Genomic DNA, 16,295 nt, shown 5'->3' on the forward strand with positions numbered 1-16,295 from the left:
CCTAGAAATAGTTGATTTAAAAAAATAATGTGATGGATTTCACAAATTTAAAATTTCCCATTTGCTTAAAAAATGGTGTTTTGGCAATATCAGCTCGAAAATATTTTCATTTTCAAACATTTCTTTATTGGTTTTCAATCATTTCTTCTTAAGGGGAACGTTATGGACAGAACCTTACGCAATGCTTGTATCGGCGAATTTATCGGTACAGCTTTCATTCTCTTCTTTGGTGCCGGCTGCGTAGCGGCTGCACAAGTTGCTGGTGCAAGTTTCGGTTTATGGGAAATTGCAATTGTTTGGGGTATTGGGGTCTCAATGGCAATTTATATTTCTGCCGGGATTTCCGGTGCTCACCTTAACCCAGCTGTAACTATCGCACTCGCTGCATTTTACGGTTTTGAAAAACACAAAATTCTACCCTATATCATCGCTCAAGTAGCAGGTGCTTTCTGCTCTGTTGCACTTATCTATTTTATGTATAGCGATCTCTTTGCAGCAGCCGAAGCAGCTCAAGGGATTATACGTGGTGAAACTGTTGGTTTTGCCGGTGTGTTCTCAACTTATCCAAACCCAAATATTACATTATTAACGGCATTTATCGTGGAATTTGTGATTACTGCCGTGTTAATGTCTACCATTTTAGCAATCGGTGATGATAAAAACGGCTTACCAAATAAAGCTTTAGCGGCATTGCTCATCGGTTTATTAATCGCTGTTATCGGTGGGGCAACCGGTCCATTAACAGGCTTTGCGATGAACCCGGCTCGTGATTTTGGACCTAAACTCTTTGCTTTCCTTGCAGGTTGGGGCGAAATTGCACTCACCGGCGGTAAAGAAATCCCTTATTTCATTATTCCAATTGTTGCTCCAATCTGCGGTGCGTTATTCGGTGCTTGGGGCTATAAAAATCTTATTCACAAAAACCTTCCGGCAAATATTCAGGAGTAATCTATGGACAAACAATATATCATCGCCCTTGATCAAGGCACAACAAGCTCCCGTGCGGTATTACTAGATAAAAATGCCAATGTTGTTGAAGTGGCACAACGTGAATTTACCCAAATTTACCCACAAGCTGGTTGGGTAGAACATAACCCGATGGAAATTTGGGCAACCCAGAGTTCGACCTTAAATGAAGTGGTGGCAAAGGCAGGTATTAGTCCTGATAGTATTGCTGCAATTGGTATTACCAACCAGCGTGAAACCACCATTGTGTGGGAAAAAGAGAGCGGTAAACCTGTTTATAATGCGATTGTATGGCAATGCCGCCGTACATCTGATATTACCGATAAATTAAAAGCAGACGGACACGAAGAGTATATCCGTAAAACCACAGGCTTAGTTGTCGATCCATACTTCTCCGGCACAAAAGTAAAATGGATTTTAGATAACGTAGAAGGAGCAAGAGAAAAAGCAGAACGTGGTGAGTTATTATTTGGTACGGTCGATACGTGGCTGGTGTGGAAATTAACCCAAGGGCGTGTGCATATTACCGATTATACAAATGCTTCTCGTACGATGTTATTTAACATTCACACCAAGCAGTGGGACGATAAGATGCTGGAATTACTGAATATTCCACGCTCAATGTTACCGGAAGTGAAAAATTCCTCTGAAATTTACGGCAAAACCAATATCGGCGGACAAGGTGGTGTACGTATTCCAATTGCAGGTATCGCAGGCGACCAACAAGCGGCTCTTTATGGTCATTTATGTGTTAAGGAAGGACAAGCGAAAAATACCTACGGCACAGGCTGTTTTATGCTGATGCACACAGGTAATACTGCGATTCAGTCCGAAAACGGCTTATTAACCACCATTGCTTGTAATGCGAAAGGCGAGCCTGAATATGCGTTAGAAGGTTCTGTCTTTATTGCAGGAGCCTCCATTCAATGGTTACGTGATGAGCTAAAAATTGTTCACGACAGTTTCGATAGCGAATATTTTGCAACGAAAGAAGATAGCTCAAACGGCGTTTATGTTGTACCGGCATTTACCGGCTTAGGTGCACCATATTGGGATCCGTATGCACGAGGCTCAATTTTCGGTTTGACCCGTGGGGCAAACCGCAATCATATCGTGCGTGCAACTTTGGAATCTATCGCTTACCAAACTCGAGATGTGTTAGAAGCAATGCAGTCTGATTCAAAAGCGAAACTGCAAGCATTGCGTGTTGATGGCGGTGCGACAGCAAACAACTTCTTAATGCAATTCCAAGCAGATATTTTAGACACCAAAGTTGAGCGTCCAAAAGTGAAAGAAGTTACTGCGTTAGGAGCGGCTTATCTTGCCGGTATTGCAGTTGGTTTCTGGAAAGATTTGGAGGAGCTAAAAGATAAAGCAGAAATTGAGCGAACCTTCACACCGGATGGCGACCAAGAAAAACGAGCTAAACGCTATAAAGGCTGGAAAAAAGCGGTTCGCCGTTCATTAGAATGGGCGAAAGAAGACGCTGAAGAGTAATTTCCAACTTAAACTAAACAGAAAGGGAGTATCGGCAACTATACTCCCTTTTAAGATCTTTTAGTTATATCACATAGTCATTTTGATTTGTTGTAGAAGAATGTTTTATTTATGATTAGCCTATTCAACCCATAAATTGATAAGGAATAATTATGTCAAAATTTCAAATTCACACTATTGAATCTGCACCGGAAGCCGCACAAGAAGCATTAAAAGCGGTACAACAAGCAAATGGCTTTATCCCAAATCTTATCGGCGTGTTAGCAAATGCTCCGACTGCGTTAGAAACCTACCGCACAGTAGGCGGCATTAACGGTCGCAACAGCTTAACCGCTGAGGAACGTGAAGTGGTACAAATTACTGCTGCGGTGGTAAACGGTTGTGGATTCTGTGTGGCAGGTCATACTAAAATCGCGTTAAAATTGTTAAAAATGCCTGAAGAAGTCGTAAATGCGTTGCGTGCAACCTCTCGCATTGATTCTGATGATAAATTAGACACTTTAGCTCGTTTCACTCTTGCAGTAATGCTACAAAAAGCAAAATTGACCGAAGCACAACTCAATGAGTTTTTTGCTGCAGGTTATAATCAACAAAATGCAATTGACGTGATTTTAGGTGTGAGTTTGGCAACGTTGTGTAATTATGTGAACAACATTGCTGAAACACCAATTAACCCAGAGTTACAGCCTTTTGCGTAATAGGGATCAAATCAAATTAGGACGCTTTCAATGCGTCCTTTTTTATATCTACAAGCGGTTCTTTTTATCTCATTTTTTGCAAATAAAAAAGAGGCAAACATTTGCCTCTCTATTTCTTAACAATTCGCCAGCACCATTCTTAGCTGCACCGCACTTGGGGTAACAACGGGTAAGAATGCGGCTTCTTTCCAGCGGCGGCTGAAGCCTGAGGTATCATTTTTCAAATAGCCACGCCCACCGCTGGCTTGTAATTCTAACAAAATGGTTTGTGCAACCACATTCACAATATCGATTCTGGCTTGAAATAGCTCTTTCGGGTGGCGAACGAAATAGCCTTCGTCATTTAAGCCATTAAATAGACGAGTTTTAATATCGTTTAAAGCATCAACTTGAGTTTGCCATTCAGAAGTGAGAATCGCTCGGAATGAGAGCGATTTTTCAATTTCCGCTAAACTTTTTTCCACTAAACCAAAAGGTAAACCAAATTGTAAACCTAAGAACGCAGGGCGAGTTGCTGCTAAAAACTCCGAAGCGTTATCAGCCAGAATCCATTCATCTTGTAATTCCACATTTTCAAATATGAGAGCGGTAGTATTCGTCCCTTGTAACGACATAAACTCCAATTCTTTGGTGCGGGTTAAACCTTGAGCCGTAGAAGGAATCGCAATCACAATCGGTTTACGCTCATCTTCAAAACCCGCCACAAAACTTGCTACAAAGCGGTCTGAACGTAAATTCGTTACCCACGGCAGGCGACCATTTAAATAACGTTTGCCGTTTTCTTCACTAATTTTGACATTTAACTCTTCGATGCCAGCCAGAAATTTCATCGCGTTCGATAACCCAGTGCCGGCAGTTAAATTGCCACTCAGCAAATCTGCCAAATAGATTTCTCTAGGAATAGGATTTTTCGAAGCAATAATATGCTCAATAAAAGTACGATGCCCCCACGAAACAAAAGCCGCCGCTAATGAGTGATTACCCAGCTCAGAAATCGCTTTAATCGCATCAACTAAATTACCGCCATTGCCCCCCAATTCTGTCGGCACCCCAATTTTGAACAGATTTTCAGCCGCAATTTTGCGAATTAACAAATCAGCGTGCTGGTTAGATTGATCTAAACTCTCTGCGTGTTCTTGCAGCCATTCAATAAAAGATGTCGAAAGTACTGACATTGTGTTTACCTCTTATAATGTGTTATTAAGGCTATCTTAATAGGCTTTTTTATTGCGATGAAATAAAAGAAAGGAAAGTAATATGCTTTTTTGGAATAAACAAGCGGTTATATTTTGCAATTTTTTTGCAAAAAACAACCGCTTGTAAATGATGAAATTATTTCCCGCCTTTCGCTAACGCTAAGCGAATTAAACTATCCAATGCCCAGCCAATTAAGCCAATGATGACAATTACTGCCATTAATTCAGAATAGGCTAATCTATCGCGAGTGTCTAAAATGAAATAGCCTAAGCCTTCGTTTACGCCTAACATTTCACAAGGTACAAGCACCACCCACGCAATACCAACCGCCACTCGTAAGCCCGTTAGAACGTGTCCTGTAATAGCAGGCACAACAATTTTACACAACAATTCTTTGCGAGAGGCTGACATCACTTTACCCAGTTGTAGCCATTGTGGGTCGATATTTTTCACCCCTGAGGCGGTGGAAATAATTAATGACCAGACAGTTGCAAAAGCGAGTAGGAAATAGATTGGTAAATCACCTACGCCTAATAACATTACGATGATAGGCATCCACGAAAGCGGAGAAATCATTCTCAACAGCTGGAATGACGGAGTACAAAGCATTTCCAAGCGGCGGGAAAAGCCGAGTAATAAACCCACAGGAACGCCAATTAGCAATGCTGCTGACAAGCCCACGACAATTCGTTTTAAACTAGCCAATAAGTGAGGAAAAATTTCGCCCGAAGAAATCAACCAACCAAAACTCTCCCACGTTTTGGCTGGAGCTAACATTGATGCCATCGGTAATCTTTGGCTTAATAACGTTGTGCCTAATTGCCAACTTAAAAGCAGTAGCAATAAACCTGCTAAGCCATAAATATATTTCTGTTTCATACTGTTCCTTAATCTCTATATGCTGATTTCTTCCGTTCTTGTCCAACCTGCTTGTAAGTTGAAGGTTTCAATCCAACCTCCTTCTTCAATCGCTTTTCGCACAAACCTTGGTTCGTTAATCGCTTTTGCGGCTTCTACAGGATCAAGCGGTTGTAAGAAGGCGTTATTGCCTGCGATGTGTGTTTCTTTCAGCATTTTCACCAACTCTTCCATATAAGAATCAAACGGATAAGGTTGAAAACCAATGCGTTCTTGGTGCCACTGCGGATTAACAATCGCCCCCGTTTCCACATATTTATCCATCTGTGCTTGACTTGGGGCTAGTACGTTTTCCAATACTTTTTGATCGTGCGGCGTATAGCCACTGCCTCTAGCCAATAATTTAGCAGTTTCTGCACGATTGGCGAGAGTAAAAACCTGAGCTTCGGTTAAAGCATTCACCACTTTTTGCACCCATTCGGGGCGATGTTGAATGTCGTATTCGTGCATTAAGGTTAAGCAACAGGCGTGATCTTTCCACACATCGCCGCTAAAACGCAGTACTTTGCCGACCCCTTTAGCTTCTGCTAATGCATTGAAAGGTTCTGCAACAATAAAGCCGGAAATAGCTTCACTTGCAAGTGCCGCCACCATATCAGAAGGAGCCATTACACTTAAACGCACTTCACCGCTTTTCGGCTCTTTTTCGGTAATTTTCAAGCCATTTTCACGCAATAAACGTTGCAATACGATGTTGTGAATCGAATACCAAAACGGAATTGCTACCGTTTTGCCCGATAACTCAGCAATGCTATTAATTTCAGGGCGAACCGTGAGAGCTGAACCTGCTAAGTGATTCCACATCACCGCTTTCACCGGAGCATTTGCCCCATATTTCGCCCATAAACTCATCGGCGAAAGCAGGTGCACCACATTCACATTGCCGCTTAAAAAGGCTTCTACCAGCTGTGCCCAACTGCGGAATATCACCGGCTTTTCCACCTTCACGCCGTGCTTTTCAAATAATCCTTTCGCGTGAGCGACAAGCAACGGGGTTGCATCGGTAATCGGCAAATAGCCAATCACAAGCGGTCGATTTTCCGCATTTTTTTGCACCTGCTCACAGGCTTGTAATAATGGAAAGCTCCCTGCAACCGAAAACAGGCTGAGTAATTTCATAAAATCTCTGCGTTGCTGATCCATAAATCCCCCTAAATCACGAAATCAATCTCTGGCTGATTTGTCTGCTGAGACTGCTTGAGAGATTGTAAAATATCCACTCGAATATGATTTAAACTAAGCAAATCGGTACGAGGGAATGGATAAGACAAATGCCATTTCCCAACAATATGAGCAGACGTGCCGCCAAGTAATAGCACATCATCAGAAACTAATAAGGCTTCATCAATATCGTGCGTTACCATAATTGCCGCGGCATTATGGTAACGAACAATATCGTGTAATAAGGTTTGCATTTGGCTGCGAATGACTTCATCAAGGGCAGAAAACGGCTCATCAAGCAAAATCACTTTCGGCTGACGAGCTAAAGCTCGAGCTAAATTCACACGCTGAGCCATACCGCCCGAAAGTTCGTGCGGCATCGCATCAATAGCGTGGCTTAAACCGACTTCCTCTAATGCTTCTTCTACCCGTTTTTGAATATCTGCTTTTGAAAGTGGCGTGCGGCATTTAAAGTCCAGCCCAAATGCCACATTATTTCTGACCGAAAGCCAAGGCAATAATGTAGCTGATTGAAACACAAAACCGACATCAGGGTGCGGCTGGTTGATTTGCTCCCCAAACAATGCCACGTTACCACTTAGTGGTTTATCTAAACCGGCAATCACACGCAGTAATGATGATTTCCCCACACCGCTCGGACCTAAAATAGAAGTCAGCGTACCGCTATTTACCTCAAAATTCACATCTTGCAAAATTGTCTTGGTTTGCCTGTTTTTCTCATAGCCAAGAGAAAGATCAGTAACAATAAGGCTCATAAATCCTCTTTTTAATTGTTTATTTTGGATTCAGAAAAAATAGAGGAAATTGTCTATAAAAGAAAAGAATTAGAAATTTTGATATAGAACGATTTGTTATAAAAGTGTAAAAAAACCTCTTTTTTTTAACCGCTTGTGATGCTAAAAATCTATTTATGCATATAAAAGTAAAGCCATAACAGCTGCAAAATGGCTATTATGGCTTTGTTTAGGTTCGATTTAGCGTTCCCTTAAACTTTCTGTAACAGATTCTTCCAATGGACTGAGCAAATAGCTCATTACACTTCGCTCACCTGTTTTGATTTCAGCGGTAATCGTCATACCTGAGCCAAGCTCTATTTTATGACCGTCCGGAGATGAGAGTGCTTGTTTGTCTATACTGATAGTTGCATTAAACACCAATCCTAAATTAGGTTGTTCGATAGCATCCGGGCTGATGTGTTTAATCCTTCCGGTAATATAGCCGTATCGGGTATAAGGGAAAGTTTCTACTTTAATAATCACCTCTTGCCCTGCAGCAACAAAGCCGATGTCTTTATTTTGAATCAGAGCGGTAGCTTCTAATACATCATCTTCCGGCACAATAATCATCAAGGTTTCAGCTGTGGTAACCACACCACCTATAGTATGAATTTTCAGCTGTTGCACCGTACCGGAAACCGGAGCTCTGATCATAGAAGCTTGTCTACGTTGGTCATTTTTTTCCAACTCAAGCCGGAGCTGACGCTCATTTTCAATATGCTGTTTTAATTTTTCCAATACATCGCTTTTAAAGAATTGTGTGATCAATTCAAGTTCTTCTTTCACATTGAGAAGATCACTTTCTAATTCATTTAATTTTGAACGATAAACCGCCAACTCGTTTTGTGCTTCGATGGCTTTATTTTCTTGCGAGAGAAGTTCGTGTTTAGATAAAGACTTTTGTTGATAAAGTTTTCTAAAGTCCTTTAACTTTTCTTGCTCAATACGAGTTGCACCTTCATATTTACGAACGTAAGCAGATATGGTCTGTTTTTCTGCATCTTTACGTTTATAAGCTAAGGTTTTCTGCGTTTTTTGTTTTTGCCAAGTCGTGTATTGCTCTTCGATTAAATGCTTAATACGTAACCTGTCTTCCTCCGATGAATCTTTAAATTCGGTGTTGGATAAATCGATAACCGGTAATGACTCTTTTTCAATGGCAGTAAGTAGGGTTTGGTAGCGATAGTTCTCTAGTTTTGCCAAAGAGAGGGAAGTAATGGTCTTTTTGATATCTGCATCAGAGCCCAAAGCAGTTAAACTGACTAATAATTGACCTTTTTCTACAAATTGCCCGTCCTTAACAAAAATTTCTTGTACGATCGTATTTTCAATCGGTTTAATTTCTTTACTTCTACCACTAAAGGTTAATTTACCGGGTGCAGTCGCCACAATTTCCACTTTACTGACACTTGCAAGCACAATTGCCACCGCTAAAAACAGCATAATTAAATAGGCAATTAGGCGTGGCTTTTTAGAAACCGGGGTTTCAATCAGCTCTAAATGTGCCGGTAAAAACTCACTTTCATCTTTTTTTCTGTTTGGGTGGTCTAATTCTTTACGAATTTTCCATACTTCTACCCAAATATTTTTATAGCGTAGGAAAAATTCATAAATACCACTAAGCCATATTTTCATTGTTTTCCTTCTTAATTCAGTTGTAATTGATGTAAGTAGGAGTAAAGCCCGTTATTGTTTTGCAGCAATTCGTGATGCTTACCTTGTTCTACAATTTCCCCTTTTTCCATCACAATAATTCGGTCGGCATTTTTGACTGTTGATAACCGATGTGCAATCAAAATCACGGTTCTTCCTTGGCATATTTTTTGCATATTTTTCATAATAATATGTTCAGATTCGTAATCGAGAGCACTAGTCGCTTCATCAAAAATCAGGATTTTCGGGTTGTTCACTAAAGCTCGTGCAATCGCAATCCGTTGCCGCTGTCCGCCGGAAAGCCCTGTGCCTTGTTCACCAACAATAGTGTTATAACCTTCACGTAACTCTGAAATGAAATCATGAGCACCAGCTAATTTTGCTGCATAAATCACACGTTCTATTGACATTCCCGGTTCGGATAGGGCTATATTTTCTCGGATACTACGGTTTAACAGGACGTTATCTTGCAAAACCACCCCGATTTGACGGCGTAGCCAGTTTGGGTCAGCTAATGCAAGATCGTGCCCGTCAATAAGTACCTGACCGTTTTCAGGAATATAAAAACGTTGCAGTAATTTTGTTAGTGTACTTTTACCTGAGCCTGAACGCCCAACAATCCCGATTACTTCCCCTTTTTTAATCTCTAAATTCACATTATTTAAAATCGTAGGAGCATCCGGTTTATATCTAAAACGAATATTTTTAAACGCGATGTCGCCTTGTATTTCAGGTAGTGATAATTTTCCTTGATATTGTTCGGTCGGGGAATTTAAAACATCACCTAAACGTGTAACAGAAATACCAACTTGTTGGAAATCTTGCCAGAGTTGTGCCAAGCGGATTACCGGTGCAATCACTTGCCCGGAAAGCATATTAAAGGCAATTAATTGTCCTATGCTAAGATCACCTGAAATCACTAAGTGTGCTCCCAACCAAAGGTTGATTACCATTACGGTTTTTTGAATAAGCTGAACTCCCTGTTGCCCAATGGTTGCCAATACGGTTACACGGAAACTTGATGAAACATAGCTTGCCAATTGTTTATCCCACGTATCGGTCATTTGTGGAGTAACCGCCATAGCTTTAATCATATTGATAGCAGTTACTGATTCAACCAAGAATGATTGGTTATCAGCACTTCGAGCAAATTTATCGTCTAAACGTCGCCTTAAAATCGGGCTAATAAAAATCGACCATAAAATATAGCAGGGTAATGAGCCGAGAACTACTAGGGTTAATTTCGGGCTGTAATACCACATCACCGCAAAAAAGACAAAAGAGAACAGTAAATCCAAGACCGAAGTTAATGCTTGTCCGGTAAGAAAATTCCGAATTTGATCTAATTCTCTAACTCGTGCAACCGTATCGCCAACCCGTCTGTTCTCAAAATAAGAAATAGGTAGCGATAACAAATGCCGAAATAATTTAGCCCCTAATTCCACATCAATCCGGCTGGTACTGTGGGCAAAAATATAGGTCCGTAAACCGCTTAACACAATTTCAAATATGATCACAATAGCTAAGGCAACAGTAATGATATTCAAGGTTGAAAAACCTCGATGTACCAATACTTTATCCATTACCACTTGGAAGAATAGCGGTGTAATTAGAGCAAAAATTTGCAAAAAGATTGAAACAATTAAGGTTTCTAGAAAGATTTTTCGGTATTTGATCACCGCAGGAATAAACCAAGTGAAATCAAATTTTGCTAACTGCCCCACGACAGAGGCTCTGGAAGTAACCAGAATTAACTGCCCTTGATAGCAAGCTTCAAACTCGTCTCGTGATAAAATTTGCGGTGTATCTTTTTCCAAATCGTAAGTTAAATAGCGGTTATTATCGGTATCCACTTTTACTAATAAAAAATGTTTACCGTTATCTTGCCAAACTAAGGCAGGTAAATTAACCAAATGTAAGCGGGAAATCTCTTTTTTAATGTGTTTTGCTTTCAACGCTAACGATTTTGCGGCTAAAAGCCAAGAGGTTAAAGAAAGCCCTTTTCCATCAATATCAAATTTATGTTTTATTTCTTCCGGATTAAGCGAAATATTATGATATTGTGCTAACATCGTAAGAGCGACTAAACCAAGATCATTCCTTTGATGATTTGCTTCCATATTGTCTCCTTTTATAAAATAAAAGAGCAACTCCATAATGTGCAAAACAATATAGAGTTGCCAATCATTAAAAATTAAGCTGCTCTAGCAAATTGAAGAGAAGATAAATTTTGATCTGACATTGAAGTCGGATTCACTAATACATTTCTCGAATCATTAGACGAAGTAAACGAGCTCACAGATGAAATCAATTTATCTAAGCTATTTGTTACATTTCGACTACGCTTGAGCAATTCATAGTTATCAACTACTTTTGTCAGTTCATTCTGATCGATTTTACCGTTACCTTTTGCGATAAGATCATCGACTTGACTTGAGGTAATCCGCTCACCATTTCGCCCGATGATTTCTTCAATTTTCTCATCTTTAGTTGCTTGATAATTATGCACTTCTTTGGCAAGATCTGCTTCACGGAACCAGTTTTGAATAGTAACTGCCTCTTTCTTGGTATTCGTAATGACAAGATTATATTTAACTTTTTCGAACGTTAAATCTTTTAAGTTTGAATCAGAGAACGATAATTTATCATTACCGCCAGAATCACCAATAACGTCATTACCATCTCCCTGACGGTGAACGAAAATATCATCGCCTTTATCGCCATATAAGAGGTCGTTACCTTTACCCCCATCGATAAAGTCATTGCCATCACCACCATCAATGACATCGTCTCCTTTGCCTCCGAGTAAGATATCATTACCTCCGTTACCGTTAATAGTATCTACACCATCGCCACCGTGGAAAATATCATTAAATTTACTCCCTTTAAAAATATCGTTATGCGATGTGCCGATAATTTCTTCAACGGATTTTAAAGTATCTTGAGTGTAATAACCGGCATGTTGTTTATTATCACTATGACGATACTCAATTTTCTCTTCACGACTACCTACTAATGCAGTGTGTGTTGAAGTAACTTCATGTAATGCTTTTCCTGTTTCAACAAAACGTTTTACTGTGTAGCTACCTTTTTGCGTTTCTTGGGTTGCATCAATAGTAAGTGCACCATAATTACCTCTACTATAGTGAACGCGATCGTGCCCTTCCCCACCATCAATTTCCGTAGTACCGGAACCAACAAAGACATTATCATCGCCTGCTCCAAGTTGAGCGACAATTTTTGTTTCTTTGGTTTTAGTTACATTGTCTGCTTGATCTAGCTCAATACCGATACGTTGCACTACATTTGTTAGATCTAAAGTAGAACTTGCTGCCCCATCTTTAATTTGCCAGCTATCTACACGATTAATATTGAGCTTAGTAATGTATTCATACTTACCGGTTTGTACTCGCTCACGGTGCTCAGTACCTGGTGTTAATAATGGCGTTCTGAATAAAATATGTTGTGTTTTTGCTTCTCCAGTATTACTTACATCAATAATACCTTTTGCCGAATCTAGCTGTACCAGCTTATCGGCTTTAAGGTGTTTCCCTTCTTCAAAAGCATCAACATAGGCTTTACCGCTGATAACTTTGTCCCCTAAGCGGCTAATACCAGCTAAATCACCAATATTTTTGTCCCATTGTTGTTGAGTAATAGCAATAACACGTTCAGCTTGTAATTCTTGATTTAAGCTGAGTAAGAATTTCATATTATCCTGTAATCCGGCTAAGTAACGTGCATCGTAGCCATTTTCAAAGTAATTCTTACCTGGATTATTTTTTTCCCATTCCACAATTTTATTGTGAATTTTGTTTGCAACGTGTTCAAACATAGCTTGTTTAGAATACTGCAAAATGGTTGAGATAACACCGGTAATACCAGATACAAGTAAAGCAATAGGAGCACCAACTAAAGAACCTGCGGCAGCGGCAGAAACACCACCTGAAATTGCAGCCAATGCTGTATTGATTGCCGTTACAGACGCATCGATCGTACCTGTTCCTCTTTGATATTGAGCAAGTAGATCATCCCCATCGTAGCCTAATTTTTTGAAACGCTCGGCGTAACTTTCTAATGCTTTGGCGTGATTAAATTTATCAGCGATCCCTGCAAACGCTAGAGGGCTGATAGCAAGTGATACTGTAGAGGCTATTAATGCTGCTACTGGACCTGTTGTAGATAAACCTGCAGCAACCCGTTGAGCTAAAATATAAGAAGAAACAGCTTTGGTGATGTTGCCAACAACTTGGTTTACAAGCTCAAAGCCAGCACCTACTTTTCTACCTGTAGAGGCATTTTTATCTGCTAAAACGAGAGCTGCTGTTGCACCGGAAAGCAAACCGGAAATCACTTCTAAACCAAGACCGGCTTTACTGAAGCCACTAAAGTTTTTAAGTTTATCTCCTAAAGCACCTAAACCTTTTACATTCTGCAATTTTGAACCAAATTGATTAATTTTATCTGCAAAGGTATCAAATGTTTGTAACGAATTTGCAATATTTTCAATTAAGGAATTTGTCAAATCCAAACCAGCTTTAGCTAACTCAAGTTCACTTCCTTTATTTTTCAAGATTTCATCTAAATCCATTCCAGCAAGAACTGAGCCAAGGATAGATTGAATACCTGATAATAAGGTTTGTGCATTACCAAAATGTTTAGCTACATTTTCTGATGAACCTGGTGCTTTACTGATTTTGTATTTTTGAAGCAGTTTATCAAGTTGAGGAGCAGACAATACAATTCCACGCTCGCTAAACCCAAGAATATTCTGAATTGTACTTAAACTGTTTTGAGCGGTAGCGATACCATTACGCTCTTCTCTTTGTACTTCAATACCTAATTCGTGAGCAGCTTTGACTAAATCCTGTAAACCATTTCCTCTTCCTGAATCATATTCATAATCTTTTGGAATATAGAGAATGAGCTTTTTCGCTCCAGCTTTTAAAGATTGACCTGCTTGGTTTAAAGATTGCCCTGTTTTATGCAAACCGGATTGCCATGAATTTTTTAAGTTTGTTGAAATATTAGTAAGTTTACCCATAAGGGATGTCTCCTTTTATTTAGTAAAATTAAACTCATTTTTAAGAGCTGCCCCCAGCTCTTCTTGATATGTATCGAAACGTTTTTTTGCTGTTTTTTTATCTAAGTTCCCTCCTTTAAAATAGGCAATTTTGCCCAGTTCTTTTTGTTTTGGATAAAAGCGTATAGATCTGACGAGAGTATCAGGGTATTTCTGACACATTTTTTTATAAAGTAGTTGAGAGTGCCCGAATGGTGCTACCCAATCAATAATCCAACGTCTATCGCCAGACTGCCATTCTTCCGGTGTTAATGAACTAATATCCTTAATATATTTCACTTCAGCCTCAAGGCTTAAATCTGCCCAACTGCAATATGCAATTGGAACATTATTATCAATAAGTAGCATATATTGTTCATTTTCAATTGCCGGAATCACATTGCGTGCCAATAGCTCACAATTCCACTCTCTATGAAGAGGTGAGTTCATCCATAACCAAGTAATATTTCCTAATAGATTAAAGTAATGTTGATTCATAATTCACACTCGATAATGATTCTAAATTAGAATTGAAATTATAGCATAATATATTAATTAAACTATAATTTAGCAGGATTTATTGCTGAAATTATAGCTTTAAGTATATTTTTTGTCTTTTATATAAACCAATTGTAAAATAAAATGTTTTAAAACCATACAAAATGTGTGGAAAACAAACAAAATAGTTACATTGTGAAATTAATGTAATATTTACTTTTCATTTTATTTAAGAAATAGATATCGTTTTATAAAATAGCGGTGAGGGATAAAATTTTCTAAAAAGAGATGAGCACTAAATAAAATGCAAGCGGTCTGATTTATGCAAAGTTTTGCAAGAATCAGACCGCTTATTTTAAGCTTCTGGGATTAATATGGCTTTCATTACTTCCACTATTAAATAAGCAGGGCATAATCCGTAGTAGCCTTTAGTTGGCGAGTGGATAACTATAATTTGCTTTGCATTTAAAATGCAGTATTAGAGGGGGATGTTGGGTAGTAATTGTTCAATATCGCTACAAGCGGTCAAATTCGCAAAAAATTTTGCAAAAATAACCGCTTGCATACTTACTACTATAAAATAAAACGACTTAAATCTTCATTTTCCACCACATCATTTAACGCTTCAGAAACGTAGTTTTCATCAATTACAATTTTCTCTCCACAACGCTCGCTCGCATCAAACGAGATGCCGTCCATTAAGCGTTCAAGCACGGTGTGTAAACGTCTTGCCCCGATGTTTTCGGTTTTCTCATTCACTCGGAAAGCACTTTCCGCAATGCGGCTAATGCCTTCTTTGGTAAACTCAATTTCAACGCCTTCGGTTTTCATTAGCTCACGATATTGAAGCGTTAATGAGGCGTTTGGCTCGGTTAAAATTCGCTCGAAATCTTCTTTGGTTAATGATTTTAATTCCACACGAATCGGTAAACGACCTTGTAACTCCGGTAATAAATCAGACGGGCGAGCTACTTGGAACGCACCGGAGCAGATAAACAGAATGTGGTCAGTTTTCACCATACCATGCTTAGTGTTTACGGTTGAACCTTCAATAATTGGCAGTAAATCACGTTGAACTCCTTCACGGGAAACATCGCCGCCCGAGTGTTCTCCTTTTTTGCAGATCTTGTCGATCTCATCAATAAACACGATCCCGTGCTGCTCTACCGCTTCGATTGCTTGTTGTTTGAGTTCTTCAGGGTTTACTAATTTCGCCGCTTCTTCATCTAACATCACTTTTAACGCATCTTTGATTTTCATTTTGCGTTTTTTGGTTTTGTTTGGCGACATTCCTTCAAATAAAGATTGAAGCTGTGAAGTCATCTCTTCCATTCCCGGTGGCGTCATAATTTCTACGCTCACTTGAGCGGCAACATCAATTTCGATCTCTTTATCGTCTAGCTGACCTTCACGCAATTTTTTGCGGAATGCTTGGCGGGTAGATTGATTGTCTGACTCTTGAACATTCCCCCATTGATCTTTCGCCGGTGGCAATAACACATCTAAAATGCGATCTTCCGCCGCATCTTGGGCTCGCATTTTGTTTTTTTCTACCGCTTGTTGGCGAACCAATTTCATCGAAACGTCCGCTAAATCACGAATAATCGAATCCACTTCTTTACCCACATAGCCGACTTCGGTAAATTTAGTCGCTTCCACTTTAATGAACGGAGCATTTGCCAGTTTTGCCAAACGGCGGGCAATTTCCGTTTTACCCACACCGGTTGGACCAATCATTAAAATGTTTTTCGGCGTAACTTCTTGGCGAAGATCTTCAGGTAACTGCATTCTTCTCCAACGGTTACGCAAAGCGATTGCCACCGCACGTTTTGCATCTTTTTGTCCGAT

At 39.6% G+C, this 16,295-nt stretch carries 12 protein-coding genes; 3 read left to right on the plus strand and 9 right to left on the minus strand.

Annotation, left to right across the window (positions count from 1 at the left end):
• Positions 1 to 162: 162 nt before the first annotated feature.
• The 3 genes from ACJHV0_RS04110 (at position 163) to ACJHV0_RS04120 (ending at position 3,161) form a co-directional block, all read left to right on the plus strand.
• The gene (locus ACJHV0_RS04110; RefSeq protein WP_483133449.1) at positions 163 to 948 is read left to right on the plus strand and encodes an MIP/aquaporin family protein; all 786 of its coding nucleotides are present in this window, start codon (positions 163 to 165) and stop codon (positions 946 to 948) included.
• Between the two features lie 3 nt (positions 949 to 951).
• Positions 952 to 2,463 (plus strand): glycerol kinase GlpK, encoded by a 1,512-nt coding sequence (gene glpK / locus ACJHV0_RS04115; protein ID WP_025235112.1) that lies wholly within the window; start codon positions 952 to 954, stop codon positions 2,461 to 2,463.
• Between the two features lie 152 nt (positions 2,464 to 2,615).
• The gene (locus ACJHV0_RS04120) at positions 2,616 to 3,161 is read left to right on the plus strand and encodes a carboxymuconolactone decarboxylase family protein (RefSeq protein ID WP_188157050.1); all 546 of its coding nucleotides are present in this window, start codon (positions 2,616 to 2,618) and stop codon (positions 3,159 to 3,161) included.
• 116 nt (positions 3,162 to 3,277) lie between these two features.
• On the opposite strand, the gene ACJHV0_RS04125 is transcribed toward ACJHV0_RS04120, so the two are convergent.
• From ACJHV0_RS04125 to hslU, 9 genes are all read right to left on the minus strand, one after another.
• Positions 3,278 to 4,336 (minus strand): acyl-CoA dehydrogenase family protein, encoded by a 1,059-nt coding sequence (locus ACJHV0_RS04125; RefSeq protein ID WP_483133450.1) that lies wholly within the window; start codon positions 4,334 to 4,336, stop codon positions 3,278 to 3,280.
• A gap of 157 nt (positions 4,337 to 4,493) precedes the next feature.
• Complete coding sequence (locus tag ACJHV0_RS04130) at positions 4,494 to 5,237, minus strand: ABC transporter permease (protein WP_483133451.1); 744 nt, start codon at positions 5,235 to 5,237, stop codon at positions 4,494 to 4,496.
• Between the two features lie 15 nt (positions 5,238 to 5,252).
• A complete protein-coding gene (locus ACJHV0_RS04135) occupies positions 5,253 to 6,419 on the minus strand; it encodes an ABC transporter substrate-binding protein (protein ID WP_483133452.1) in 1,167 nt (388 codons plus the stop codon).
• Positions 6,420 to 6,427: 8 nt separating this feature from the next.
• Positions 6,428 to 7,213 carry an ABC transporter ATP-binding protein gene (locus tag ACJHV0_RS04140; RefSeq protein WP_483133453.1) on the minus strand — a complete coding sequence of 262 codons (786 nt, stop codon included), beginning with the start codon at positions 7,211 to 7,213 and terminating at the stop codon, positions 6,428 to 6,430.
• A gap of 219 nt (positions 7,214 to 7,432) precedes the next feature.
• Positions 7,433 to 8,869 (minus strand): HlyD family type I secretion periplasmic adaptor subunit, encoded by a 1,437-nt coding sequence (locus tag ACJHV0_RS04145; protein ID WP_025235106.1) that lies wholly within the window; start codon positions 8,867 to 8,869, stop codon positions 7,433 to 7,435.
• Positions 8,870 to 8,880: 11 nt separating this feature from the next.
• Positions 8,881 to 11,007: a type I secretion system permease/ATPase gene (locus ACJHV0_RS04150; protein ID WP_483133454.1), complete on the minus strand. Its 2,127-nt coding sequence runs from the start codon at positions 11,005 to 11,007 to the stop codon at positions 8,881 to 8,883.
• A 74-nt stretch (positions 11,008 to 11,081) separates the two neighbouring features.
• On the minus strand, positions 11,082 to 13,931 hold the full coding sequence (locus ACJHV0_RS04155) for an RTX family hemolysin (RefSeq protein WP_483133455.1): 2,850 nt from the start codon (positions 13,929 to 13,931) through the stop codon (positions 11,082 to 11,084).
• Positions 13,932 to 13,946: 15 nt separating this feature from the next.
• Positions 13,947 to 14,447 (minus strand): toxin-activating lysine-acyltransferase, encoded by a 501-nt coding sequence (locus tag ACJHV0_RS04160; RefSeq protein ID WP_334235496.1) that lies wholly within the window; start codon positions 14,445 to 14,447, stop codon positions 13,947 to 13,949.
• A 573-nt stretch (positions 14,448 to 15,020) separates the two neighbouring features.
• Positions 15,021 to 16,295: HslU--HslV peptidase ATPase subunit (gene hslU / locus ACJHV0_RS04165; RefSeq protein WP_483133456.1), on the minus strand; the 1,275-nt coding region annotated here is incomplete at its 5' end.

The sequence above is a fragment of the Mannheimia sp. genome (assembly GCF_056854775.1).